Annotated in this window: 28 protein-coding genes; 24 read left to right on the forward strand and 4 right to left on the reverse strand. The window is 59.7% G+C overall.

Going from position 1 to position 22780, the window contains the following annotated elements; all coding sequences use genetic code 11:
• The first annotated feature begins 67 nt into the window (after positions 1-67).
• Complete coding sequence (locus OHL11_RS14305) at positions 68-709, forward strand: TetR/AcrR family transcriptional regulator C-terminal domain-containing protein (protein WP_263372208.1); 642 nt, start codon at positions 68-70, stop codon at positions 707-709.
• Here the strand turns inward: OHL11_RS14305 and OHL11_RS14310 are convergent.
• The 4 genes from OHL11_RS14310 to lexA all read right to left on the reverse strand — a co-directional run bounded on the left by OHL11_RS14310 (position 706) and on the right by lexA (position 3536).
• Entirely contained in the window at positions 706-1413 is a 708-nt protein-coding gene (locus OHL11_RS14310) for an HAD family hydrolase (protein WP_263372209.1), read from the reverse strand. The genes OHL11_RS14305 and OHL11_RS14310 overlap by 4 nt on opposite strands.
• A 9-nt stretch (positions 1414-1422) precedes the next feature.
• Positions 1423-1905, reverse strand: coding sequence for a YybH family protein (locus tag OHL11_RS14315; RefSeq protein WP_263372210.1), 483 nt, complete (start codon positions 1903-1905; stop codon positions 1423-1425).
• A 39-nt stretch (positions 1906-1944) separates the two neighbouring features.
• Positions 1945-2805: a DUF4097 family beta strand repeat-containing protein gene (locus tag OHL11_RS14320; RefSeq protein ID WP_263372211.1), complete on the reverse strand. Its 861-nt coding sequence runs from the start codon at positions 2803-2805 to the stop codon at positions 1945-1947.
• A 125-nt stretch (positions 2806-2930) separates the two neighbouring features.
• Positions 2931-3536: a transcriptional repressor LexA gene (gene lexA, locus OHL11_RS14325; RefSeq protein WP_263372212.1), complete on the reverse strand. Its 606-nt coding sequence runs from the start codon at positions 3534-3536 to the stop codon at positions 2931-2933.
• 257 nt (positions 3537-3793) lie between these two features.
• Here lexA and OHL11_RS14330 point away from each other — a divergent pair, with 257 nt between their 5' ends.
• The 23 genes from OHL11_RS14330 to OHL11_RS14440 all read left to right on the forward strand — a co-directional run bounded on the left by OHL11_RS14330 (position 3794) and on the right by OHL11_RS14440 (position 22776).
• On the forward strand, positions 3794-4552 hold the full coding sequence (locus tag OHL11_RS14330; RefSeq protein WP_263372213.1) for a response regulator transcription factor: 759 nt from the start codon (positions 3794-3796) through the stop codon (positions 4550-4552).
• Positions 4549-4794, forward strand: a complete 246-nt coding sequence (locus OHL11_RS14335) for a hypothetical protein (protein WP_263372214.1) — start codon at positions 4549-4551, stop codon at positions 4792-4794. Before OHL11_RS14330 ends, OHL11_RS14335 begins: the two co-directional genes overlap by 4 nt.
• A gap of 5 nt (positions 4795-4799) precedes the next feature.
• Complete coding sequence (locus OHL11_RS14340; RefSeq protein WP_263372215.1) at positions 4800-6086, forward strand: sigma 54-interacting transcriptional regulator; 1287 nt, start codon at positions 4800-4802, stop codon at positions 6084-6086.
• Positions 6087-6203: 117 nt separating this feature from the next.
• Positions 6204-6569, forward strand: a complete 366-nt coding sequence (locus OHL11_RS14345) for a flagellar basal body rod protein FlgB (protein ID WP_263372216.1) — start codon at positions 6204-6206, stop codon at positions 6567-6569.
• Between the two features lie 13 nt (positions 6570-6582).
• Positions 6583-7059: a flagellar basal body rod protein FlgC gene (flgC, locus tag OHL11_RS14350; protein WP_263372217.1), complete on the forward strand. Its 477-nt coding sequence runs from the start codon at positions 6583-6585 to the stop codon at positions 7057-7059.
• 19 nt (positions 7060-7078) lie between these two features.
• A complete protein-coding gene (gene fliE, locus OHL11_RS14355; RefSeq protein WP_263372218.1) occupies positions 7079-7390 on the forward strand; it encodes a flagellar hook-basal body complex protein FliE in 312 nt (103 codons plus the stop codon).
• A 20-nt stretch (positions 7391-7410) separates the two neighbouring features.
• Positions 7411-9111 (forward strand): flagellar basal-body MS-ring/collar protein FliF, encoded by a 1701-nt coding sequence (gene fliF, locus OHL11_RS14360; RefSeq protein WP_263372219.1) that lies wholly within the window; start codon positions 7411-7413, stop codon positions 9109-9111.
• The gene (fliG, locus tag OHL11_RS14365; RefSeq protein ID WP_263372220.1) at positions 9108-10181 is read left to right on the forward strand and encodes a flagellar motor switch protein FliG; all 1074 of its coding nucleotides are present in this window, start codon (positions 9108-9110) and stop codon (positions 10179-10181) included. Before fliF ends, fliG begins: the two co-directional genes overlap by 4 nt.
• Positions 10165-10806 carry a FliH/SctL family protein gene (locus tag OHL11_RS14370; protein WP_263372221.1) on the forward strand — a complete coding sequence of 214 codons (642 nt, stop codon included), beginning with the start codon at positions 10165-10167 and terminating at the stop codon, positions 10804-10806. The genes fliG and OHL11_RS14370 overlap by 17 nt, the downstream gene beginning before the upstream one ends.
• A 2-nt stretch (positions 10807-10808) precedes the next feature.
• Positions 10809-12122 (forward strand): FliI/YscN family ATPase, encoded by a 1314-nt coding sequence (locus OHL11_RS14375; RefSeq protein WP_263372222.1) that lies wholly within the window; start codon positions 10809-10811, stop codon positions 12120-12122.
• Positions 12123-12355: 233 nt separating this feature from the next.
• Positions 12356-12595: a hypothetical protein gene (locus OHL11_RS14380; protein WP_263372223.1), complete on the forward strand. Its 240-nt coding sequence runs from the start codon at positions 12356-12358 to the stop codon at positions 12593-12595.
• Entirely contained in the window at positions 12592-13995 is a 1404-nt protein-coding gene (locus tag OHL11_RS14385; protein WP_263372224.1) for a hypothetical protein, read from the forward strand. The genes OHL11_RS14380 and OHL11_RS14385 overlap by 4 nt, the downstream gene beginning before the upstream one ends.
• 9 nt (positions 13996-14004) lie before the next feature.
• The gene (locus tag OHL11_RS14390) at positions 14005-14274 is read left to right on the forward strand and encodes a flagellar hook capping FlgD N-terminal domain-containing protein (RefSeq protein ID WP_263372225.1); all 270 of its coding nucleotides are present in this window, start codon (positions 14005-14007) and stop codon (positions 14272-14274) included.
• A gap of 58 nt (positions 14275-14332) precedes the next feature.
• Positions 14333-15559, forward strand: coding sequence for a flagellar hook protein FlgE (locus OHL11_RS14395; protein WP_263372226.1), 1227 nt, complete (start codon positions 14333-14335; stop codon positions 15557-15559).
• Between the two features lie 110 nt (positions 15560-15669).
• Entirely contained in the window at positions 15670-16206 is a 537-nt protein-coding gene (locus tag OHL11_RS14400; RefSeq protein WP_263372227.1) for a flagellar basal body-associated FliL family protein, read from the forward strand.
• Between the two features lie 17 nt (positions 16207-16223).
• The gene (locus tag OHL11_RS14405; protein ID WP_263372228.1) at positions 16224-16511 is read left to right on the forward strand and encodes a FliM/FliN family flagellar motor C-terminal domain-containing protein; all 288 of its coding nucleotides are present in this window, start codon (positions 16224-16226) and stop codon (positions 16509-16511) included.
• Positions 16512-16524: 13 nt separating this feature from the next.
• Complete coding sequence (locus OHL11_RS14410; RefSeq protein WP_263372229.1) at positions 16525-16776, forward strand: flagellar biosynthetic protein FliO; 252 nt, start codon at positions 16525-16527, stop codon at positions 16774-16776.
• A 44-nt stretch (positions 16777-16820) separates the two neighbouring features.
• Positions 16821-17621, forward strand: coding sequence for a flagellar type III secretion system pore protein FliP (fliP, locus tag OHL11_RS14415; RefSeq protein WP_263372383.1), 801 nt, complete (start codon positions 16821-16823; stop codon positions 17619-17621).
• A gap of 8 nt (positions 17622-17629) precedes the next feature.
• A complete protein-coding gene (locus tag OHL11_RS14420) occupies positions 17630-17899 on the forward strand; it encodes a flagellar biosynthetic protein FliQ (protein ID WP_263372230.1) in 270 nt (89 codons plus the stop codon).
• Positions 17896-18651 carry a flagellar biosynthetic protein FliR gene (locus OHL11_RS14425; RefSeq protein ID WP_263372231.1) on the forward strand — a complete coding sequence of 252 codons (756 nt, stop codon included), beginning with the start codon at positions 17896-17898 and terminating at the stop codon, positions 18649-18651. Before OHL11_RS14420 ends, OHL11_RS14425 begins: the two co-directional genes overlap by 4 nt.
• Positions 18652-18671: 20 nt before the next feature.
• Positions 18672-19811, forward strand: a complete 1140-nt coding sequence (locus OHL11_RS14430; RefSeq protein WP_263372232.1) for an EscU/YscU/HrcU family type III secretion system export apparatus switch protein — start codon at positions 18672-18674, stop codon at positions 19809-19811.
• Positions 19811-21907, forward strand: coding sequence for a flagellar biosynthesis protein FlhA (flhA, locus tag OHL11_RS14435; RefSeq protein ID WP_263372233.1), 2097 nt, complete (start codon positions 19811-19813; stop codon positions 21905-21907). The genes OHL11_RS14430 and flhA overlap by 1 nt, the downstream gene beginning before the upstream one ends.
• Positions 21908-21936: 29 nt before the next feature.
• Complete coding sequence (locus OHL11_RS14440) at positions 21937-22776, forward strand: sigma-70 family RNA polymerase sigma factor (RefSeq protein WP_263372234.1); 840 nt, start codon at positions 21937-21939, stop codon at positions 22774-22776.
• The last annotated feature ends 4 nt before the right edge of the window (positions 22777-22780 follow it).

A 22780-nucleotide genomic window follows, 5' to 3' on the forward strand; every position in this document is an offset into this window, starting at 1 on the left:
GAACGTCGTTCAAGTAAATATAACACTGTTCAATTCGAGACGCGTTCGTTATGCTCGGAACATGAAGGTGAACCGGGAAATTTTGACGCGAACTGCGCTGCGTCTGCTGAACGAAGTAGGACTCGAGCAGTTGACGCTGCGGCGGCTTGGGAAAGAGTGTCAGGTGCAGGCGGCGGCGATGTACTGGCATTTCCCGAACAAAGAGGCGTTGATTGACGAGATGGCGACGCTGCTGCTTGCGGAGGCTGGCCCGGAAATGCTGCCGAAACGCGCTTCGGCTTCATGGAACGTCTGGATGACGCACTTCGGCGAGGGCTTGCGTGGGGCGCTGTTGCGCTGCCGCGATGGAGGTCGCATGGTAGTCGGCACGCGCCTGCGAAACACCGACTTCATCCGGTTGTCGGAGTCGCTTGCGAAGACGCTGGTAGACGCCGGATTTACCTTGCGGCAAGCGATCGTGCTGATGAGCACGGTGTATCACTACACGCTGAGTCTGGTGATCGAGGAGCAAGCGGTGTTCCCGGTGCCGGGCGAGCTATCGGCGGCCTATGATCTTGAGGCTCGCAGCGCAGCGTTGGCGGAGGCTGGACTGCCGCTGATGAAGCAGGCGGGGAGCGTGTTGTTTGAACGCTTCGACCGCCGCTATCGCGAGGGGCTGGCCTTGATTCTGGCGGGTGCAGAGATGCAGCTGCAGAAGCGCAACGGTTAGAGGAGTCCTAGAGCTTCCGGCCATTCGCTGGCGTGCGCAACGATGTGATCAGGTTCTGCGGCTGCCATGGCGTGCGGGGCCAACCCATAGCTGCAGCCGAGCGATCGAACGCCTGCCCGCCTGGCGGTGAGCACGTCGACGTCCGAATCACCGATCATGACGACTTCGTCGAGAGTGAGTCCCGGGAAGATCGCTCGAGCCTCGGCGAAGATCATCTGCAAGCCCTCGGGATCTGGCTTCTTCGTGGCGAAGCTGTCGCCGCCGTAATTTTGAAAGAAGAACGGTGAGAGTCCGAGTGCGTCGCAGATGGCGCGCGAGGGGCCGACGGGCTTGTTCGTCAGGACAGCCATCAGTACGTCGGGATGCTGCTCGCGCATGAGTGCCAGAGCGTCGTGGACACCGGGATACACGTAGGTATTGTCGAGCTTGTGAGTGCGGTAGTAGGTGAGGAAGAAGCTGAACGCTGTGCGGAAGAGGGCATCGTTGCTCGGCTCAAGGGAGTCAGCGTCGCCGGGATCTCCGAGCGCGCGACGAACGAGCATGGCAGCGCCGTCGCCGATGTAGCTGGCGATGGTGGCATTGGGCAACGCGGGCTTGCCCACATGCTCGAGCGTGGCGTTGATGGAGTTGCAGAGGTCGAGCGAAGAGTCGATCAGTGTGCCGTCGAGGTCGAAAACGAGAAGACGCAGAGCAGAGGCAGCCATGCCTCTAGTCTATGGCTTCGGCGCGGGACAGGTTCCTGTGGTCCAGGTGGCGGAGCCGATGAGCCAGCCACCTTCGGGGTTCGGCGTGTAGACAAAGCGGTAGTGTCCGCACTCATGGTGGGACACGCTGGTCTTCAGGTCGAAAATCGTTTCGTCGTAGCTGCCGTCTTCGCGGATCGAGGTGGCCTGCTTGGGCGTGCCTTCGCTGTAGTTTGAGATAACCGTAAGACTCAGTTGCGGGCGGAGGTGGTCGAAGGTGGAGGTGAAGAGCGCTTGTAGCGATGACTTACCGGAGACCGTCTGGCCCTTCGCGTCAGTCCAGCTCGCGTCCTGGGTGAAGAGAGGAAGCAGCGCTTCGGTACTGCGCGCATTCGTACCAGCAACGAAGTGCTGTCGTAGCGAGCTCGGCACTTCAATCGAGTCTTTGGACTGCTGCGCCGGGGCGATGCCTGGCGTGATGGCGGCGGCGAGAGTAACGCAAAGAAGGCGCATACACGAGTAGTATGCGCCCTCCAGTACCTGATGCGGGTGTTAAGGCGTGACTTCGATGTCGCCCGAGCCGGTGCGGAGGGAAAGCGGGGCGCTGCCGCTGTTGACCGTCGCTGTGAGGTGATGACGGTTGCCGTCGTCGCCGTTCTGATCGACACCCGGCATGTGGGCACGGATGCTACCTGAGCCGGTTGCGGCCTCAAGGCGGAACTGCGCGTTGCCACCGACGTGAAGGCGGATATTGCCGGAGCCCGAAGACGCTGAGGACGCGCCTTCGAGGTGGCCGTCGGCTTCGATTTCGCCGGAACCAGCGCGAAGGTCAAGGCTGCCACTGTAGCCGTGAATGCGGATATTCCCGGAGCCGGAGCGCGCCTTCACATTGCCTGGAGCAGTCTCTTCGAGTTCGATGTCACCCGAGCCCGCTTCGAGCTGAGCCGCGCCATGAATCTGGTGGGCGCGAATGTTGCCCGAGCCGGAAGATGCGGCGATGAAGCGGCCGACGCCGCCGTTGGATTCGATGTCGCCGGAACCGGAGCGGAGATTCAGCGCTGAGTTGCGGGGGACGCGGAGCTCGTAGTCGATGCTGATGTTGTTGTAACGTTCGCGGTCTTCGGATTCGCCGATGTGAACGGCATTGCCACTCTGCGTGATAGGCGGATTCGCGACGATCTGCGCGATGCGCTGGCGGACGTCGCCATGCGCGCCCCAGCCGGCATGGACGTGACCCACGACTTCAACGGAGGCGTCATCGGTGGGGGTGATGCGGATGTTGCCAGAACCGGTGGAGACGTAAACGTCGGGCTGCGCCGAAGCGGAGAGCGTGCGGCGGAAGGTGTCGTCGGCGTGTGCGGCGGTGGCCGTGAGACCTAGGGAAAGAGCGGCGAGCAGCAGGTGCTGTTTCATGGCAGATCCTTGGAATGACTTTGCGAAATCAGGTTACTGCGACGGCCCCGGAAGCGGCAAAGCCCCCAGACGCGGCATGTGTCTGGAGGCTTATACGCAGGCAAAGTGTAATTGGTTCCGCGAAATCAGGCGTATTTGCGGAGAATGCCGAGGACCTTGCCCTGAATCGTAACGCTGTCGGCAGAAGCGTAGATCGGAGCCATCTCGGTGTTCGAGGGTTGCAGGCGAATGAGATTGCCTTCGCGGTAGTACCGCTTGAGCGTGGCGTCGGTGTTGTCGACGAGGGCGACGACGATCTCGCCTTCGCGAGCGACGCGGGTACGCTCTACGAGGACGAAGTCGCCCGAGACGATATGCTCGTCGCGCATCGAATCGCCGCGGACCTCGAGCGCGAAGACCTCACGATTGCCGATGATGTCACCGAGAGAGATGGTTTCTGCGCTCTCGATGGCTTCGACAGGCTTGCCTGCGGCAATGCGGCCGAGGAGCGGAAGTCGTTCCACGGTCTTCTTAGCAGGGCGCTGCGGAATGACATCGATGGAGCGCGAACGGTTGTGTGCGCGCTGCAGGAGGCCTTTGCTCTGCAGGTTGGTGACGTGTTTGTGGACGGTGGCGAGGCTATTGAGGCCAAGTCCCGCAGCAATTTCCTCGTACGACGGCGAGTAGCCGTGGTTGGTCGTGAAACCGGCGAGGAAGTCGAGAACCTCTTTTTGCCTGCGCGTGATCGCCATAGCAACAGATTGTAGGGAATAAAAAGCGAATTGCAAGCGAAAATTTAGCGGAACCATCCTGGTAAAGAGTCCGGGCGTTCGTGACGTGGAGCGACATTTCCTGAATTGGAGCAACAAGCCATTTTCGTGGCTTCGCTTCGTAGCGCACTCAGCGATCTCCGCGAGAAGGTGGAGATGCGCCCTGATGAGGAATCTCGTTTGAGTCCTTCTGCATTGGTGGGCACGAAATTGAATCACTGAATGAGGAGTGGCGGCGAATGCGAGTGTTGGTGGTTGAGGATGATCGTGCATTGGGGATGTTTCTTCAGAAGGGCCTGAAGATCGAGGGCCATGAAGTGGCCTGGGTGGGCGATGGCGACGCCGCGATCGAGTTGGCGTCGACGGATGTGCCGGACCTGATCGTGCTTGATCTGAGCTTGCCACGGCGCGATGGTATGGAGGTGCTGACGGAGGTGCATCGCCGGCATCCGGAGACCTCGGTGCTGGTGCTGACGGGGCGAAGCCAGATTGATGAGCGCGTGCGTTGTCTTGATGCGGGAGCGGATGACTGCCTGCTGAAACCGTTCAGCTTCCATGAGTTGACGGCACGCTGTCGTGCGATTCTTCGCCGCCGCGCGCGAGCGGGAGACTCGTTTGTGCGTTTCGGTGGCGTGGAGATGAATCGCCTGGACCGCGTGGTGACGCGCGAGGGTGAGGTGATCGAGCTGACGGGCAAGGAGTTTGCGCTGCTTGAGTTTCTGCTGTTGCGTAAAGGTAAGGCGTGTGCGCGCGGTGAGTTGCTGCGCGAGGTGTGGCAGATGCCGGAGGACTCGCCGACGAATGTCGTCGATGTGTACATCAACTACCTGCGTCGCAAGCTCGCTATGCCTGAAGGCTCGGACGTGCAGGCCGTTTCGGTGATTGAGACCGTGCGCGGTGTGGGATATCGCATGGGCCTGGGCGAAAGCGTGGCGACGAAGAAGGCACCTGTAGCGGCAAGGGCTGAACATCAAGCGGGATATGCATGGAGTGCGTGATGGCGGATGCGCGGCAAGTGGATATGGAGTTGTTGAAGGCGATTGAGCGTGAGCTGCATGACCTTTGCCAGCCGGTGACTTCGTTGCAGTGCCGTTTGGAGCTGGGCAAGATGTGCGGTGACGAGGTCGCGCTGATCGAAGCGACAGATGGTGCGCTCGAGGATGCGGCCCGCATTTTTGAGGCTGTGGCGCGGATGAGATCGCGCCTGCAGGACGAGATGGCGAAGCGGGGCGAGGAGTAGTCGGCATGGCGGTGTGGAGCGGATCACAAGGAAAGACGGTGGTGCTGGCGAGCGCGGATGCGGCGTTGCGTCAGCGTTTGGGGCGGAGCCTCGCCGCGATGCGCTGGACGGTGTGCGAGGCCGCTGGCGGTGCCGAGGCGCTGGCGCAGATGGATGCGTCTCATGCGGAGGCGTTGGTGGTGGACCACTGGCTGCCTGACCTTGAAGCTGCTGAGTTTGCCGGGCAGGTTTCAGCGATGTACCCCGAGCTGGATGTGCTGCGTGTAGATGGTGATCCGGTGGAGGGTGCGACTCGATCCCCTCGGCGGCACGAACTACTCCATGCGCTGCGAGAGGCGTGGGAAGATCTTCCGCTTGCGCCTGTGGTGGATGTTGTGAGTCAGAGCGATGGTGCGGCTTGGATGAGCGCGCCGGTCACTGTGCCTGCGGGGCTCAATGCTGTGCTGCTCGGTGAGCCGGCGATTCGTGCGATGGTGTCGTCGAGCGTTGTGACGTTGGAAGTGAATGCGCAGTCGGAGACGTTGAATCCGATTGAGCTGCCAGGCATGGTGGGGCGAAGTGCGCTGATGCATGAGTTGGCGCGTCAGGTGCGGCTTGTCGCTCCGACGAACGCTACCGTGCTGATCGAGGGCGAGACAGGCACAGGTAAAGAGTTGGTCGCGCAGGCGGTGCATACGCTGAGCAAGCGCGCGGGTAAGCCATTCGCGGTGTTGAATTGCGCAGCCATTCCCGAGTCGTTGCTGGAGGCAGAGTTGTTTGGGCACACGCGCGGCGCTTTCACGGGTGCGGTGACTTCGCGCACCGGACGCATCGAAGCGGCGCACGGCGGCACGCTGTTCCTGGACGAGATCGGCGAGATGCCTCTGGCGTTGCAGGCGAAGATGCTGCGCTTTCTGGAGTGCGGTGAGTTGCAGCGCGTGGGTGAGAACGATGTGGTGCGCGTGGATGTTCGAGTGATTGCTGCGACGCATCAGATGCTTGAGAAGCGCGCAGCTGAAGGCTCGTTTCGACTGGATCTTTATCACCGGCTCGCAGTGTTTCCGATTGATGTGCCCGCATTGCGAGACCGGATGGAAGAACTCGATGTGTTGAGCGAATTCATTCTCGCCAAGCTTGGGGAGAGTGCTCCGAAGAAGCGGCTTTCTGCGGACGCCTTCGCGGTGCTGCAGCAATACGCGTGGCCGGGAAATGTGCGTGAGTTGGGACATGCGCTGCAGCGAGCGACGATTCTTGCAGGGGATCGTCCGGAGATTCTGCCGGAGGACATTCGTTTGAGCCGCACTCGGAGATGAAGTGGTTTCTAAGAAAGCTATACGCGGGGCACGACCCGCTAAGAAGGCGCTCACATGAGCGCCTTTCGCTTTGGCCGTCGCGATGCATCAGGAGTGTAGCGAAGCGAGGCAGAAGTGATGCAGATCGGATCGATTCTCAGTGAGGCTGTGGGGCGTTATCTGGACCTGACGACAGACCAGATGAAGTTGACGGCGTCGAACCTGGCGAACATTGATACGCCGGGATATAAGACGCAGGGCATCGACTTTGCGTCAGCGTTTTCGGGCGCGATCAAAAGCCTGGGTGACGATGCTTCGACGGTTTCGACACCGCAGGTGAGTGACGTGCAGGGACTCGTCGCTCGTGGTGATGGCAACAACGTATCGATGGACCGCGAGAGTCTCGATCTGGCAAAGGAACAGCTGCAGTTCCGCACCGGCGTTGAGTTTTTGAAGCATGAGTATTCGCGCACGATGTCTGCGATCCATGCGGATGCGAAGTAGGTAGAGGCGAGTGATGAACCTTTTTGGCGTCATGGACATTAGCGGATCGGCGTTGAAGGCTGAACGCATGCGCGCCGAGGTGAGCGCGGCGAACATGGCGAACGCTGAGACGACTCGTACGGCAGATGGCACGCCCTATCGCCGCCAGCAGGTGGTTTTCGAGAGTAATGATTTGCCGAGCTTTCGCAACGTGATGCAGGGACCGGTGAACATGCCCACGATGCTGTCGCGAGCAGGGTTGGATGACTCGTCTGCTGTTCCGGGTGGGGTGGCGATCAGCGCGGTGAGCAGTGATGATGCTGCTCCGTTGATGCGGTATGAGCCTGGACATCCTGACGCGGATGCGAATGGTTATGTGGCGTATCCGGATATCAATCCGGTGACAGAGATGGTGGACCTGATGGGGGCCTCGCGCGCCTACGGTGCGAACGCTTCTGCGTTGCAGGCGGAGAAGAGCATGGTGAGCGCTTCGCTGGACATCTTGAAGTAGGTACGGAAGAGAGGCTTCGATGATCGATGGAACGATGTCGCATTTGCTGCAACATGCCATGCAGAGCGAGCAGGTGCAAACCGCGCAGAGCGCTGTTTCTCCGAGTGGGGCAACAGCATTTGCGGGGGTGATGCATTCCATGATGCAGGAGAGCGCGGTGCTGGAGCAGAAGGCGAAGGACGCGGTGATGGGCGTCATGCAGGGAAACGGCGTGGAGCTGCACGACGCGATGATCGCAACGCAGAAGGCGGACATGAGTTTTGAGTTGGCACTGCAGGTGCGCAACAAAGCGGTCGCGGCGTACCAGACGATGATGGGCATGCAGTTTTAGCTGCAGGAAGATAGAAGACTTTGGCTGAGCAAACGACAACACCGGGTAGTGAGATCGCTCCGAAGCCCGCAGCATTGCAGGCGCTTGAGCGTGCGCGTGGAACGTGGGAGGGCCTCGCGCCGAAGACGCGTTCGCGACTGCTGCTCGGCGTCGTTGTGCTTGCGGCTGCATGTGCATTGGTGGGCTGGTGGAGCACGCGGACGGACTGGAAGACGCTGTACTCGGGCCTTGAAGGACGGGATCTTCAACAGGTGGAGCAGGAGTTGGCCGCTGCCGGCATCACGTATCAAACGACGAGTGATGGGAGTGGCGTGGAAGTTCCGGCACAGACGCTCGATAAGGCCCGTATGGAGGTCGCAGCGAAAGGAGCACCGCAGTCAGGGCGTCTCGGTTTCGAGCTGTTCGATAAGCCGAACTGGGTGGGTTCAGAGTTCGACGAGAAGGTGAATTATCAGCGCGCGCTTGAGGGTGAGCTTGAGCATACGATCGCAACGATTGGAGCTGTGCGATCTGCGCGCGTGCATCTGGTATTGCCGAAGGAGTCGTTGTTTGCGGACCAGCAGCAACCAGCGAAGGCCTCGGTGGTGTTGAAGTTGAAGCGTCCTGCGTTGAGCAAAGATGAGGTGGAGTCGATTCGTAACTTTGTGTCCAGTGCGGTGGAAGGGCTCTCTCCGCAACAGGTGACGCTGGTGGATGCGGATGGCCGCGTGAACCTCAGCGCACAGGGTGAAGGCATACAGGCCAGTACGGAAGAGCAGGCGCTCGCAGACAAGCTGGTCGCGATGCTGGAGCCGTTAGCGGGACGCGAGAACGTACGCGCGACGGTGAACATCAGCTATGACCAAAGCTCGCAGGAGCGGACGGATGAGGTGGTTGATCCTACGCAAGTAGTCGCGCTGCAGACGCAGAAGAGCCAGCAGGAGAGCGGTCCTGGTGGCGCAGCGAAAGCAAGTGGCGTTCCTGGCACGGCAAGCAATGCAGCGGTTTCTACGGGCGTGGAGGGGAAGCCACAGTTGCCGGTCTATCCGACTACGGCCCCGAATGCGCAGATGAGTCATCAGGAGTCCACGACCTATGCCGTGACGAAGCACACGCTGCATGAATCGACCGGACCGGGGCGCGTGGCACGCGTGACGGCCGCTGTGCTGATCAATGATCGCTCGCAACGTGAGGGCAGCGGAGCGTCGACGCATACGGTCTGGCATGCGCGCACCGCGGAGGAAATGCGACGACTGGAGCAACTGGCGCAAGCCGCGGTGGGCTTCGATGTGAAGCGAGGGGACTCGGTGGTGCTGCAGAACATAGCGTTCTCGGCGAATGCACCGGAGCCTGCGTTGGGCGCATGGGACAGAACGAGCGGTGAAGTGAAGGAGTTGATGCGTGCACAGCCCGAGATGCTTCGCGACTTTGGTGCGGCGTTGATGGGAGTGTTGCTACTGGCGTTTGTGGTGCGGCCTGTAGCGACGCAGGTTGTTCGCTTGCTCGAGGAGGCGCGAGTCGATCGCCACGCGTTGCCGTCAGTGAAGTTGCAGGAGGCTCCGGCGATAGCAGCGGGTGATACGGAGCCGATGGGATTGGAATCTCCCGCAAACTCGCGTCGATCGGCGATCGATGCGAATGGCGTGCTGGAGTACATCACCGCGCATGTGAAGAAAGAACCGCAGCAGACGACGCGGCTGATCGAGGCGTGGATCGCAGAAGGCAAAGGAGCAAAAGGATGACGCAGGCGATGGTGCCGAACATGATGGTGGAGCCGCTGTTATTGCCGGTTGAAGGCTTTGAGCCAGCAGAGATGCCGGGATTGCGTAAAGCGGCGATCCTGATGCTGGCACTCGGCGATGAGCTGGTGAAGGACATTCTTCCTAGGCTCGCCCCGCGCGATGTGCAGCGGCTGACAGACGAGATCACGATGCTGGCTGACGTTCCCGCGCCCGTCTTGACGCAGGTGGCGACGGAGTTCTACGGACTGCTGGAGACGCAACAGTTTATGGTGCGCGGCGGTCGTGAGTACGCGGAGCGTGTGTTGACGGACGCTTTCGGCGCCGCGCGCGCGAAGGACATGATGAACGAAGTGCGCGAGATGCAGGAGCGCACAACAGGCGACATCGCGGTGCTGCGCGAGATGGACCCCCAGCAGTTGAGCAAGTTTCTGGAGAATGAGCATCCGCAGACGATTGCCCTCGTTCTGGCGCATCTGGAGCCGGAGCGAGGATCGACGCTGCTCATGTCTTTGCAGCCTCAGCTAAGAGTCGAGGCTGTTCGGCGCTTGGCCGAGATGCGACATTTCTCGCCGGAGATGGCTTCGAAGGTTGCGCTTGTCCTGGCTCGCAGGATGGATTCGCTGGGCTCCAGCGGTCGGCGTTCTTACTCAGGATTCAAGTCGGTAGCGGACCTGCTCAATCGCATGGACCAGAATGTGAGCCGCACGATCCTGGAGGGCATCGAGCAGCAGGAACCGAAACTCGCGATCGGGATTCGCGACTTGATGTTCACTTTTGACGATTTGATCACGGTGCAGCAGTCGGGCATTCGCGAAATCCTGACGGCGGTAGACAAGCGCGTCCTTGCGATGGCGCTGAAGGGTTCGCGCGACAGCATTCGGCATCATCTATTTTCGGCGATGAGCTCTCGCGCGGTAGAGATGCTGCAGGACGACATGGAAACTCTGGGGCCGGTACGGTCGAAGGATGTGGCAGCAGCGCAGCAGCAACTGCTCGCTGTGGCGCGCAAGCTTGAGGCCGAAGGTCGCGTCATTCTGAGCATGGAGAGCGACAATGACTTCGCTGTTTGAACAAGAGCCTGAGAGCACGGTTGTGCCGTTGATGTTTGCTGAGGTCGAAGAGACCGCTTCGTCTGAAGCGTCGATGGATAGCGAGGAAGAGGAGCTTCGCCCGAGTGCGGAGGAGCGCCATCGCGAGGAGCTGATCCACGCTGTGGCGGCGGCGAAGGTGCAGGCAAGACTGGATCTTCGCGAAGAGCTTGACCAGCGATTGCGCGATGCTGTGGAGACCGAACGCAGCGCGATCACACTGTTGTGCACAAGCTTTGGGAAAGAGCGCAGTCGCTACTTTGCCGAGGTGGAGACGGAAGTGGTGAAGCTCGCATTGGCAATTGCTGAACGTGTGTTACAGCGTGAAGTGGCCATCGATCAAACGATGTTGCGTGGAGTCGTGCATGCGGCACTGTCAAAGCTGAGCAGCTCAGAAGGTGTGCGTCTCCTCGTGCCAGCGGCTGATGTCACTCTTTGGACGCGTGCAATGAAGAGCAGCGAAGTCTCCGTGCAAGGTGCGAGTGATTTACATGCAGGAGATCTGCGTCTGGAGATGAAGGCAGGCGCTGTAGAACTCGGCGTGCGGGCTCAGCTGGTGGAGCTGGAGCGTGGCTTCTTTGACTTGATGGCGAAGAGGCCCGCATAGCGATGGAACGACTCGCGAATCTCGATCACTATCTGCAGGCCGCAAGCGTCGCTACGATGTGGCGTTGGTGCGGTCGCGTGGTGGAAGCCAATGCACAGATGCTGGAATGCCTGGGGCCGCCGTCGTCAGTAGGTGAGGGCTGTGAAATTCGGGATGCACATGGCGTGCGGCACGCAGGCGAGGTGATTGGTTTTCGCGCGGATCGCGTGCTCGTGATGCCGCTTGATTCAACGCAGGGCTTCCGCATGGGAGATGGTGTGCTCGCGATGGGCCGGCCAGCCGAGCTGCGAGTGGGCCAGACGATGTTGGGGCGCGTGTTTGATGGAGTCGGGCAGCCGATCGATCATCAAGGTGCGTTCCTCGGAGAACGCAGCGTCAGCTTTGACGGCAAAGTGCCAGCACCGATGGAGCGAGAGCCTATCTGCAAGCCACTGCGCACAGGGGTGCGCGCGATTGATGGAATGCTCACGGTCGGACGTGGTCAGCGTGTGGGAATCTTCGGCGGCTCTGGTGTTGGCAAGAGCACATTGATCGGCATGATGGTGCGCAACACGTCTGCGGATGTGACGGTCGTTGGGTTGGTCGGCGAACGTGGTCGCGAGGTGAGAGAGTTTCTCGAAGATGCGCTCGGAGAGGAGGGACGGGCGAAGTCTGTCGTATTTGTCTCTACCTCTGACCAGTCGCCGCTGCTGCGCATGCGAGCAGCGCAGGCAGCAACGGCTACGGCGGAGTTCTACGCACGGCAAGGCAAGCACGTGTTGTTGGTGTTGGACTCACTGACGCGGTACGCGATGGCCGCGCGTGAGATCGGCCTGGCTGCGGGTGAGCCGCCGGCAAGCAAAGGGTACACGCCAAGCGTGTTTGCCCATCTGGCGAAGCTGGTAGAGCGCGCGGGGAATTTTACTTACGGAAGCATTACGGCGTTCTACACCGTGCTGATGGAGGGCGACGATCAGCAGGACCCCATCGTTGATAGTGTTCGCTCGTATGTGGACGGCCATGTTGTGTTGTCGCGAGAGCTGGCTGCTGAGGGGTGGTATCCACCGGTGCACGTGCTGGATTCTCTAAGCCGTTTGATGCCCGCGGTGACGAGTCGCGAACATCGCGCGAAGGCAATGAAAGTGCGAAGCGTGATGTCGACGTATGCGCGGTCCGCCGATCTCATCCGCATGGGTGCATACAGCGCGGGGAGCGACGTGGAGTTGGATCACGCGATGGCTGCGATGCCGATCTTGCGAAACTTCCTGCGGCAAGAGCGGGATGAAGCGCCGTCGCTGGAGCAAACCATTGCTGCGTTGCAGACGATGGAAGTGTGATGCAGGCGGTGAAGCAGTTACAGCGCATGCGTCGGCTACGCGAGGCGAAGGTTCGAATGCAGGAGGCACGACTGGCGCAGGCGTCGTCTGCTGTGAATCGTCTTAGCTCCCGAATAACCGACACGGAGAACGAATTGCTGGGAGTCGCATCTGTGGGGAGAACTGCTTTGCGGCATGGAGACGCGCTCGCTTGGAGGTGGGCTGCGTTTGAGCACGATATGCGGAGCGCGGAGTTGACGCAGCTCGATCAATATAAGAGTCGCGCTGAGGTGAAGGCTGCTGAGGTGCGCTCCGATCTCATGCGGGATCGTTGCGATGCGAAGCGAGTGCAACAGTTGGAGCGCGACGCACGCGCAATAGTCACGCAGCACCTGGAGAAGGCAGCGCAGGCGGAGTCGGATGATCGCTACGCCGCACGCCAGCACTGGGCTCAGGCGCAGGCCTCGAAGCGCAAAGGAGCTCGCGAAGAATGATGGCATCCACGTTGAGTATTGATTCATTGGGGAAGTTGGTCGATGTTGCGGTGTCGTCTGCTGGGACCACCGCGGCAGCGACGGGATCTTTACAGAGACAATCCTTTGCGCAGGTCGCGATGCTCGTCGGGCTGGCTGCGCCCGCTAGCGCGAGAGTTCAGACTCCTGACGTCGCTTCGGCGAATCAACTGAAACAGGCTGGAGATGTTGTGAAGATCGCGCCTTGCGTGCCTTCAGACTCGATTACCATCACGCCGGTCCCAACGGATGTAGTGACAGAACAAGCCACTGGCGATCTCGATTCGCAGGTGGCGGTTAGCGCGCAGAGCAAAGCGATCGTCCGCACTACGAAGGCGGCACCAAGGTTGATGGATACTGCTCAAACCGTTGAGGCGCAAACATCGCGGCCCCAAGACCATGAGAAGGTTGTCGCGGAAAAACAGCGGGGCACCAACGTGAAGCACATAGCGGTAGAAACAGCGAAGGAGGGGGCGCAGATAACGCCATCCGAAGCCGTCCCGGTGGATACTGTCGCGGCCCAGCCGATTCAGGTTCCTCAAGTGCCGAGTGCCATGGCGAGTGATGACGCTGGAAGCAAGAACGTCTCATGTCCTGGCGATAGTGTGAAAGCACGCGCTGTTGGTGCTCGGTCTGCTCGCATCGCAACTCCGAGACGTGAAGACGATCCTGAACAGGATACGTCCACGCCAGGTGAGACCAATGTCGGTGTAGTCGAGAGTTCTCATGCGGTGATGAAGCTCTCGGAGTCGAAGAACAGAGAGGACGTGCTCCCTCACGATGTTTCTGTGGAAACTACCGACTCGAAGCGAGTCACTCCATCGTTCCAGCAAACGCTCACGCACGAGCGAGAGCCGTCGGCAGTTGGGGGCGTCGCCACAGTGTCGGGAGAGGTCACTGCAAGATCCACTGCACACGCCGTTGCGGAGCCTACCGTGCACGCGCTCTCGGCTCCAGCGAAGAATCGGCTCGAAGTCGGGATGAGTGGCGGTGAACTCGGCACGATGCATCTGCGGGCCGAGATGAGGAGCGATGGAAGTATCCACGCGACGCTGCAAGCTGCGCCTCATGCGGCCGAACGCCTTCTTGGGATGACGGAAGGCATGCAAAGCTTCATGCGCGAGACGCAGTCTGTGATGCCCGTGGTGTCTATCGAGGCACGGACCGCGAGTGAAGCGAATCCTTCGAGCGTTTCGACGGACGCAATGAGTAGCGACGCAGGCAGCAGCAGTCCCGATGCTCAGCAGCAGCAACGTGCGCGGCAGCATTGGACGCAGAAGACGTTCGCCGATACGTCGATGGTTAGCGATTCGTTAGACGGTGCGAGCGAGGTTGGCACGGCGATTGCGACTACAGGGACGTGGGTCAATGAGCGAGTTTGAGGAGAGGGTATGAACATTGCAGCGAGTGCGGTGGCAAATGCATTATCGACCGCAAAGACGTCGGCATTAGCAAGCGCAAGTGGGACGTCGAGTGGAGGCACGTCGACGGGTTCTGCAAGCAATCAGATCACGAGTTCTGATTTTCTGTCGCTGCTGGTGAGCGAGTTGAAGAATCAGGATCCGACATCGCCGACGGATCCGACGACTTATGTGCAGCAGCTTGTCGGCGTGAACAGCCTTGAGCAGTTGATTCAAATCAATCAAGATCTCGGCGGTTAACCGAGGCTATTGACCTCTTGAGCAGTGAGCCCGTGCGGGCGTGAAAAGGAGAAAAGAGATGGGTGCATTTTCAGTAGCGTTGACAGGCCTGCGCGCGCAGAACGCCGCGCTTTCTACGATCGGCAATAACCTGGCCAACATGAACACGACCGCTTACAAGTTGCAGAACACAACGTTTGCCGACTTGTTCTATCAGCAGACAGGAAGTTCCGGATCAGGCGACGCGATTCAGCAAGGGCTGGGCGTGCGAGTTTCAGGAACGGCCACAGACTTCAGCCAAGGTGCAATCACGACGACGAGTGATAGCAGTGACCTCGCGCTGGAAGGCAACGGGTTCTTCGTCGTCAACAACAATGGCACGCAGTTGTTGACGCGTGCGGGTGACTTTCAACTGAGCTCGAATGGCACGCTGGAGTCAACAGATGGCTACCAGGTGATGGGCTATGCGATGTCGAATGGCACGGTGAACTCTGGTGGGACATTGTCGGCGATTCAGCTTCCTACCGGTGTTACGGAACCGGCAAGCGCTACGAAGAACGTCACCATGACGATGAATCTCAACGCATCGTCCTCGACGGGTACGACGTTTACGTCGACGGTGAGTCTCTATGATTCGCTCGGAAATTCGCACACCGCGACGGCGACATTCACGAAGACGGGTACGAACCAGTGGAGCTATGACGTTGCGTTGCCCGCTGGCGACGCAACGGGTTCGTCGAACACAAGCGGAACGTTGACGTTTGATTCGAATGGCAATCTCACATCTCCAACGAATGGTGTGGCGGGTATCGCGTTTACGGGTATGACGGACGGAGCCTCGGACCTCAGCTTCGATTGGAAGATGACGGACTCCGCCGGGAATTCTCTGGTATCGCAGTCGGCCACAACCTCAGCCGTGTCAGCGACCACGCAGGACGGCTATACGAGCGGGAGCTACACGGGTTTCACGATCGATGCTCAGGGCACGGTTGCTGCAACGTTCTCGAACGGCCAGACGAAGGCGATTGCTTCCGTCGCGGTGGCGATGGTGAGCGATGAACAGGCGCTCACGCGCAGCGGCAACAATTGCTACCAGTCCACGTTGGCTTCAGGCCAGGCGGTCATTGGGCTGGCGAGCTCCGGCGGTCGCGGTGCCATCGAAGATGAAGCGTTAGAGAGCTCTAACGTGGATATTTCGACGGAGTTCTCAGACTTGATCGTGGCGCAGCGAGCGTTTGAAGCGAATTCCAAGACGGTGACGACGCTCGACACCGTGATGCAGGACACGATCGGACTGATCCGCTAAGAGCGGTGCCATGAAGGCGGGCGGGCAGCAATGCCTGCTCGCCTTTTGTGTTTAGCGACGACTTAGATTTGATGCGGGCTCTTGGCCGACAACGTGCAGGTAAGCACCGCATGGGAAGCTCAGCGGTTGTACCGGGAAACTCGTCAGCAACATCGGCATCGGTGAAGGTGCCGATCGGATCCATGCTCATCGTGGGCGTCATCACTGCGCTGTTAGCGATCGGTGGATGCGCCGGAGTGCTGTTGTATCTGGCGAAGAAGGGAAAGCTTGGAGCAGCTTCAGCGACTCCAGCTCCCGTCGTGGTGAACGAGCTTCATGACGACGCGACCCCGCTACAAAACGTAATGCTCGAAACGATGCTCGTGAATCTCGCCGACGCAGACGGTCATTCGTATTTGCGGATCGGTGTGGTGCTGGGTGAAGAGGCCGATCTGAAGGCGAAGAAGGAAGAGAAGCCGGTGCCTGGGGCTGACGCGGCTCTCCGCGACGCAGTCCTCGGTGTGCTCGGCAAGAAGCAGAGCGCGCAGTTGCTGGCTGACGCGGGGAAAGAAGACCTCAAGAAAGAGCTCAAGATTGCGGTGAATGAAGCTGTGCCGAGTGCGCATGTGCGTGCCGTGTACTTCACGGATTACCTGGTGCAGCGATGACACCTGCGCAGAAGTTGTTGTCCGAATCGCTAGATGCGAAGGCTCCGGAGCTGAGTACAGAGAGCTTCGAAGCGAACGAGCAATGGCCGGTACTGCAGAACCTGCATGTGCCGCTCAGCGTTCGCGTGCCATTGCGAACGTTGAGCTTGAAGGAGCTGCGCGCGTTGCAGCCTGGCGACATCTTGAGCAGTGAGTGGATGGCTTCGGAGGAAGTGCCGATGTTCGCGGGCACCGTGCCCCTGAGCTGGTGCGAGTTTGCAGTGGTTGAGGGCTTGATGGCTGCGCGATTGACGCGTATTGGCTAAGGAGCGAAATGCGATGAGTGGAGATACGTGGCGAGCCACTGGTGTGCCTGGTTGGATCGCACGCGGAGTTGAACATCTTCGTGACGGTGCACGACGGCGGCGCGATGAGCGCGAGATGAAGCTGCTCGAGACGCTGCCGCTGGCGGGGAAGAAGCAGTTGGTCCTTGTTGCGGTGGGTGGGCAGCGATATCTGGTAGGGGTGAGTGATCGCGTAGATGCGATTGTGCCGGTGGAAACGATGCAAGAGGGGATGGTCGAGGTTTAGTGGGATGCGTGCGCGTAGTGTTGATGATTCTCTGTGGCTTGGCGGTGCGCTCCGCCATCGCGGAGGTTCCGCTGCATCCATTGCAGGATGCGCAATGGGTGCATCGATCGACTGCGCACAAGGTGAGTGAAAAGCATCCAGCGCCGAAGGTTCAATCACAGAAGGAAGTAGTACCCGCGAGCCATCCGGGGAACGCGTTGAATCTACTCGCGGCGACCAAAGATAATTCGACGCCATGGTCGATCGTGGTTGGGCTAACGCTATTGACCTTGCTCCCAGCAATGCTGCTTGCGATGACGCCGATGGTGCGTCTACTCGTGGTCTTTCACTTCCTGCGTCAGGCCTTAGGGACGCAGACAGCTCCATCGAACCAGGTGTTGATGGGGCTTGCTCTGATGATGACCTGGTTTCTGATGCAGCCGGTGCTCACTCAGGTTGATCAACAGGCGCTTCAGCCTTTTCAACAGAACAAGATCTCGTTGAGCGAAGCGATGGACCGCGGCTCGCAGCCCGTGAAGCAGTACATGCTGCACTATGCGCGCGAGAAGGACTTGGAAGTATTCGTAGCGGCCTCGCATACTGCGCGGCCATCGACGCCCTCGGAACTCGGCATGCAGATCGTTGTTCCTGCCTACATCCTCAGCGAGTTGAAGTCGGGTTTTCAGATCGGCGCTGTGTTGTTCCTGCCGTTCCTCCTCATCGACTTCTTAGTTGCCAGCATCACGACATCGATCGGGATGTTGCAGCTTTCGCCCACCGTCATATCGACACCCGTGAAGATTCTTCTTTTCGTGATGGTGGATGGGTGGACGCTACTCGCCGACCAGCTCGTGAAGAGTTTCTAGGAGCAAGTATGGGAACGGATATGGCGGTGGCGTTGACGCGGCAGGTGTTGATGGAGGCTCTGCTGCTGTGTGCGCCGATGTTGATCACGGCCTGCGTCGTCAGCCTCGTCATGAGCCTGCTGCAGACGATCACGGGTATCCAGGAGCAAACGCTGAGCACCGTGCCGCGATTGGTGATTGTCTTCGCAATGACCTTCGTGCTGCTACCGTGGACCGCACATCGCACAGTGATCTACACGCGAACTCTGTGGACGGACTTGCACCGGTATCTGGGATGAAAGAGTGGCAGGATTTTCTCTCCGCTGGCGTGCTGGTACTCCTGCGAGTCAGCGGGCTCTTTGTGTTTGCACCCGTGTTCTCATCGCCGGCGATCGCCGCGAGGATCAAAGCAGGTTTTGCGTTCGCCATCTCGTTGTTAATGACTCCAGCGATGCTCGACAGGCGTGGCGGACATCTTGAACTTGGTGTCACGACGGTCTTGAGCGAGTTAGCGGTGGGGCTGCTCTTTGGAGTGAGTCTTACTTTGCTCACCGAGATGGTACTGTTCGCATCGACTGTGCTGGGAATGCAATTCTCGTTCTCACTTGTGAATTTGATCGATCCTGTGAGTAAGGTCGAGACGCCTGTGATGGGGCAGTTGTTCGGATGGATGACCACACTCGTTCTGCTTGGGGCGGGCTTGCATCGAACGATTCTCGCCGCATTGCTGAAGAGCTTTGACGCTATACCTGTCGGCGCATTCGTCATGTCGCAGATGAGTGGGCTTCGTCTGCTGCATATGGCGAGTGGAATCTTTCTAGCGGGCGTTCAGCTTGCCTCGCCCGTGATGGCTGCAGCGCTTTTGGTAGAGGTGACAGCGGCACTCATGGGACGCATTTCTCCGAGTCTGCCGACGACCATCTTGAGTGTGCCCGCGAAGACGCTGATTTGTTACGGCGTTCTTATCGGATCGCTTGGCTTGTGGCCCATATTCTTAGAGCGCCATTTTGATTCACTTCTGAATGCGGCGGCACAGTTGCTCACTCGTTAGTCGCCAAGACAACGGCGTCTATGAGCAGCGAACGCACAGAGAAAGCAACTCCTCAACGGAAGAAGAAGGCGCGCGACCAAGGCGATGTGGTCCGCAGCCGGGAGTTGCTGTCCGCAGGAGGAACGCTGGCCGGACTCATCGCGCTCAGCAGCATGGTGCCGAGATTTGTCGAGACATGGCATCGATGCTTCCGCGATACATTGCGGATCGCCATGAGCGGTACGAGCTTTGGCATACGCGAGTTGGTCACGCTCGTTCGAGTGGCAGTACTGCCGGCTGTTGCGCCGATCCTGGTGGTGGTTTGCGCCGCCTCCGTAATGATCGTCGGAGTCGGATTTGCGCAAAACGGTGGTGCGGCATTCAACGCGCAGGCATTGATGCCGAAGCTGGATCGGCTGAATCCCGGAAGCCAACTCAAGCAGATTTTCAGCGCGAAGTCGCTCATGCGTTTGGCGAAGTCTCTTGTGCCTGCGCTCGCTGTGGCCGGGATGGGCGCGAACGCGCTACGCGCGTTGATGCAGACGATGCCGGTGATGAGCATGATGCGGCTCCCTGAAACGTTTGGTGCCGCTTATGGGGTGGGTGTCAAGTCTGCCTGGGTGATGGTGGTGTGGGCGGGCTTCGACTACGCCATGGAGTGGCGGGCATGGAATGCGCGGCTGAAGATGTCGAAGCAGGAGATGCGCGAAGAAGTGAAGGAAGCGATGGGGAACCCACAGGTGAAGGGGAAAATCCGTTCACTGCAGCGTGCGATGGCGCGGCGCAAAGCAAAGGTGGACATGCGTCGAGCGAGCGTCGTTGTCACGAATCCTACGCACTATGCGGTCGCACTGGAGTTTTCGTTCGAAGAGATGGGTGCACCGACGGTGCTGACCAAAGGGCGCGATCTTTGGGCCTTTGATATTCGCGACGAAGCAAAGGCCGCAGGTGTGCCGATCGTCGAAAACCCTCCTCTAGCGCGGTCTCTGTATCGAGCCTGTGAGCCGGGGCAGCAGATTCCGTTCGAGCTCTACTCGGCGGTGGCAGGCTTGCTGGCATTTCTTTTCCGGGAGCAGCAGGAACAAGCCGCACGGGAGCAGCGGCAGGCACAGCAGGCTCGCGAGGAGCGGCAAATGATGGCGAGCATGCAACCGCAGCCAAGATATGAAGGAGGCGTCTGATGAGTACGCCCAAGAAGGAAGCGAAGAACTGGAACGCGTTGATGCTTCCGGTGACCGCGATCAGCATCGTGTTCGTGATGCTGATCCCCATACCCGCGATGCTGCTTGACCTGCTGCTTGCTGTGTCGATCTCCGTGTCTGTTCTGGTATTTCTCACTGCGATTCGCATACGCAAAGCCGTCGATCTCAGTGTGTTTCCCACATTGCTATTACTGCTTACACTCTTTCGTCTCGCGTTGAACCTTGCATCAAGTCGGAGGATCCTTCTACACGGGCATGAGGGCACGGCCGCTGCGGGATCGGTCATCGAGGCTTTCGGTCAGTTCGTCGTCGGCGGCAACTATGTCGTCGGCTTCGTGCTGTTTCTGGCGCTGACGGCGATTCAGTTTCTGGTGATCAGCCACGGCGCAGTGCGCACTGCTGAGGTCACTGCGCGCTTCACGCTGGATGCGCTACCGGGCAAGCAGATGGCGATCGACGCCGATATGAACGCGGGATTGATCGATGAGCGTGGCGCGAAGAAGCGGCGTGAAGCGATCGCGCGCGAGGCTGAGTTCTACGGCGCGATGGACGGTGCCGCACGATTTTCGCAGCGTGATGCTATGGCCACCATCCTGATCACGGCGATCAACATCATTGCAGGGCTGCTGATTGGTGTCTTGCAGCAGGGCGCAGATCTTGCGACCGCAGTGAAGACGTACACCATCCTGACCGTGGGTGACGGCCTCGTCACGATGATCCCGAGCTTGCTTGTGTCGATTGCCGGCGGCCTGATCTTGACGCGTGCGTCCTCGGCGGGCCAGCTGGATAGCGACATCGGTGCGCAGATCCTGCGGAAACGCACGACGATTTGGATCGCCTGCGGAGTCTTGTGCGCATTGGCGCTCGTGCCAGGGTTGCCGAAGCTCGCGTTCCTGGTCATGGCTGGGGGGCTCGGCCTCTTCGCGCGCACTCTGCCCGCGGAGCAAGCGGTCACGGCGGAGAACGATGATGTACTCGCCGCAGCCAAGGGGAAAGGCACTGCAGCTGATACGGCAAAGAGTACTGGAGATGAGCAACTCGGGTCACTGCTCCGCATGGACGAGCTCACGTTGGAGATTGGTTTCCAGTTGATCCCGCTCGTAGACGAAAAGATGGGCGGCCAAATGCTGAACCGCGTGCGTGCTCTGCGTAGGCATCTTGCCACCGAGTTGGGGTTCATCGTGCCGGCGGTGCACATCACGGATAATCTGCGCCTGAAGCCACGCGAGTATGTCATCTCCCTGCGCGGTGTAGAGATTGCGCGGTGGCAGACGGAAGGCAACTGCGTGCTCGCTGTGAACGCGAGCCCCAAGGCGAAGGCCCTGCCCGGGGTTGAGACGAAGGAGCCTGCGTTCGGTGTGACAGCGCGCTGGATTCAGCCAGGCCTGGAAGATCAGGCGCTTGCTGCGGGCTACTCGGTAGTGGACCAGACGAGTGTGATCGCCACGCACCTCGGAGAGCTGATTCGCCGTCACGCGCATGAGCTGCTCGGGCGCAATGAGACAAAGCGACTGCTGGATAGCCTCAACGACTCGCACCCGAAGTTGGTGGAAGAGCTGGTGCCGAAGTTGATGACGCTCGGCGAGGTACAGAAGGTTTTGCAGCAGCTCTTGCGGGAAGGCGTTTCTATTCGCGATCTCGGCGTGATCCTCGAAACGCTGGTGGAGGCTGCGCATGTCTCTAAGAGTCTGGTGCATCTGGTGGAGAACTCTCGGCAGGCGCTGGGGCGTGGGTTGGTGCGGCGGTACGTCGGAGCTGACGGTGAACTTCGCGTGATGGTGATGCAGCCTCAACTCGAGCAAGATGTCGTGGGCACGCTTGATCCCGCGTCAGCGCAACGGATGCTGTCACAGCAGAATGGCGCGCCGGGCGAAGGATTAAAGCGGCTTGTGGAGTCTGTGAAATCCCTAACGGCGAAGGGTGGCGCTTCGGCCACGCCCGTGCTCCTTTGTCCATCGCCAGCGCGCTATCACTTGTGGCGCTGGATGGAGCCGATTTTGCCGAAGATGACGGTGCTTTCGGCGCAAGAAATTCCGCCCGATGTGAAAGTGCGGAGCATCGGCGCATTGGGCTAGGCAGTAGCGGCGCAGGGAGAGGTACATAGATGGCAATGCATAACAGTGTGATGAACGAACTCGCGGAGCCGCAAACCAGCTATTGGAGCGGGGGCTTGGAGCTCGCTGTCGATCAGGAGAGCGCTGGAGATCAACGCGAGCATGGATATCGCTCGCAGGCGGAGCGGGACGCGCTTCTGATGGAACATCTTCCGTCGGTTCGCTATATCGCGCGGCGAATCCATGAGCGTCTGCCACAACACGTGGAACTGGAGGATCTGGTTTCTGCGGGCGTCGTAGGACTGATTGACGCTATGAGTAAGTTTGATCATTCGAAGCGCGTGCAGTTCAAGAGCTATGCGCAGTTTCGTATCCGTGGTGCCATCCTGGATTCGCTGCGAATGCTTGACTGGAGCCCGCGAGAGTTACGTCGCAAGGGCCGCGCGGTAGAGGAAGCGATTCGCTCTGCGACGCTGAAGCTCGGTCGCGCCCCGCAGGATCAGGAGATCGCTGCGGAACTCGGCATGAAGCTGGAGGAGTATCAGCGATTGCTAGGCGACCTGAAGGGGCTTGAGATTGGAAGTCTGCACGCCGAGCGCGGTGAGGACTCCGGTGATGAAGAGCTTGCTTATGTTCCTGGCTCGCCAGAGGAGGACCCTCTCTTCATCTGCTTGAAGGGCGAGATGCGGGAGCGTCTTGCTGCGGGAATCGAGGCACTGCCGGAGAAGGAGCGTTTGGTATTGACGCTCTACTACTTTGAGGAACTCACGATGAAAGAGATTGGGCGCACGCTCGGCGTCGTGGAATCGCGCGTGTCGCAGATACATTCATCGGCGGTGGTGCGCCTGCGGGTTGCACTGGGAGCCAGTGTGCCGAAGCGTAGCCGATAGGAGT

It is taken from the genome of Granulicella cerasi (assembly GCF_025685575.1).
In the GTDB taxonomy this organism is placed as follows: domain Bacteria; phylum Acidobacteriota; class Terriglobia; order Terriglobales; family Acidobacteriaceae; genus Granulicella; species Granulicella cerasi.

Bases quoted from the DNA above. Each gene is read 5' to 3' on its own strand.
- OHL11_RS14410 (WP_263372229.1), top strand. From the start codon at position 16,525: ATGAGTGGAGATACGTGGCGAGCCACTGGTGTGCCTGGTTGGATCGCA.
- OHL11_RS14345 (WP_263372216.1), top strand. From the start codon at position 6,204: ATGCAGATCGGATCGATTCTCAGTGAGGCTGTGGGGCGTTATCTGGAC.
- OHL11_RS14340 (WP_263372215.1), top strand. From the start codon at position 4,800: ATGGCGGTGTGGAGCGGATCACAAGGAAAGACGGTGGTGCTGGCGAGC.
- lexA (WP_263372212.1), bottom strand. From the start codon at position 3,536: ATGGCGATCACGCGCAGGCAAAAAGAGGTTCTCGACTTCCTCGCCGGT.
- OHL11_RS14330 (WP_263372213.1), top strand. From the start codon at position 3,794: ATGCGAGTGTTGGTGGTTGAGGATGATCGTGCATTGGGGATGTTTCTT.
- OHL11_RS14315 (WP_263372210.1), bottom strand. From the start codon at position 1,905: ATGCGCCTTCTTTGCGTTACTCTCGCCGCCGCCATCACGCCAGGCATC.
- OHL11_RS14400 (WP_263372227.1), top strand. From the start codon at position 15,670: ATGGGAAGCTCAGCGGTTGTACCGGGAAACTCGTCAGCAACATCGGCA.
- flhA (WP_263372233.1), top strand. From the start codon at position 19,811: ATGAGTACGCCCAAGAAGGAAGCGAAGAACTGGAACGCGTTGATGCTT.
- OHL11_RS14440 (WP_263372234.1), top strand. From the start codon at position 21,937: ATGGCAATGCATAACAGTGTGATGAACGAACTCGCGGAGCCGCAAACC.
- OHL11_RS14390 (WP_263372225.1), top strand. From the start codon at position 14,005: ATGAACATTGCAGCGAGTGCGGTGGCAAATGCATTATCGACCGCAAAG.
- OHL11_RS14375 (WP_263372222.1), top strand. From the start codon at position 10,809: ATGGAACGACTCGCGAATCTCGATCACTATCTGCAGGCCGCAAGCGTC.
- flgC (WP_263372217.1), top strand. From the start codon at position 6,583: ATGAACCTTTTTGGCGTCATGGACATTAGCGGATCGGCGTTGAAGGCT.
- OHL11_RS14420 (WP_263372230.1), top strand. From the start codon at position 17,630: ATGGGAACGGATATGGCGGTGGCGTTGACGCGGCAGGTGTTGATGGAG.
- OHL11_RS14395 (WP_263372226.1), top strand. From the start codon at position 14,333: ATGGGTGCATTTTCAGTAGCGTTGACAGGCCTGCGCGCGCAGAACGCC.
- OHL11_RS14310 (WP_263372209.1), bottom strand. From the start codon at position 1,413: ATGGCTGCCTCTGCTCTGCGTCTTCTCGTTTTCGACCTCGACGGCACA.
- OHL11_RS14320 (WP_263372211.1), bottom strand. From the start codon at position 2,805: ATGAAACAGCACCTGCTGCTCGCCGCTCTTTCCCTAGGTCTCACGGCC.
- OHL11_RS14425 (WP_263372231.1), top strand. From the start codon at position 17,896: ATGAAAGAGTGGCAGGATTTTCTCTCCGCTGGCGTGCTGGTACTCCTG.
- OHL11_RS14385 (WP_263372224.1), top strand. From the start codon at position 12,592: ATGATGGCATCCACGTTGAGTATTGATTCATTGGGGAAGTTGGTCGAT.
- OHL11_RS14430 (WP_263372232.1), top strand. From the start codon at position 18,672: ATGAGCAGCGAACGCACAGAGAAAGCAACTCCTCAACGGAAGAAGAAG.
- fliE (WP_263372218.1), top strand. From the start codon at position 7,079: ATGATCGATGGAACGATGTCGCATTTGCTGCAACATGCCATGCAGAGC.
- fliG (WP_263372220.1), top strand. From the start codon at position 9,108: ATGACGCAGGCGATGGTGCCGAACATGATGGTGGAGCCGCTGTTATTG.
- OHL11_RS14370 (WP_263372221.1), top strand. From the start codon at position 10,165: ATGACTTCGCTGTTTGAACAAGAGCCTGAGAGCACGGTTGTGCCGTTG.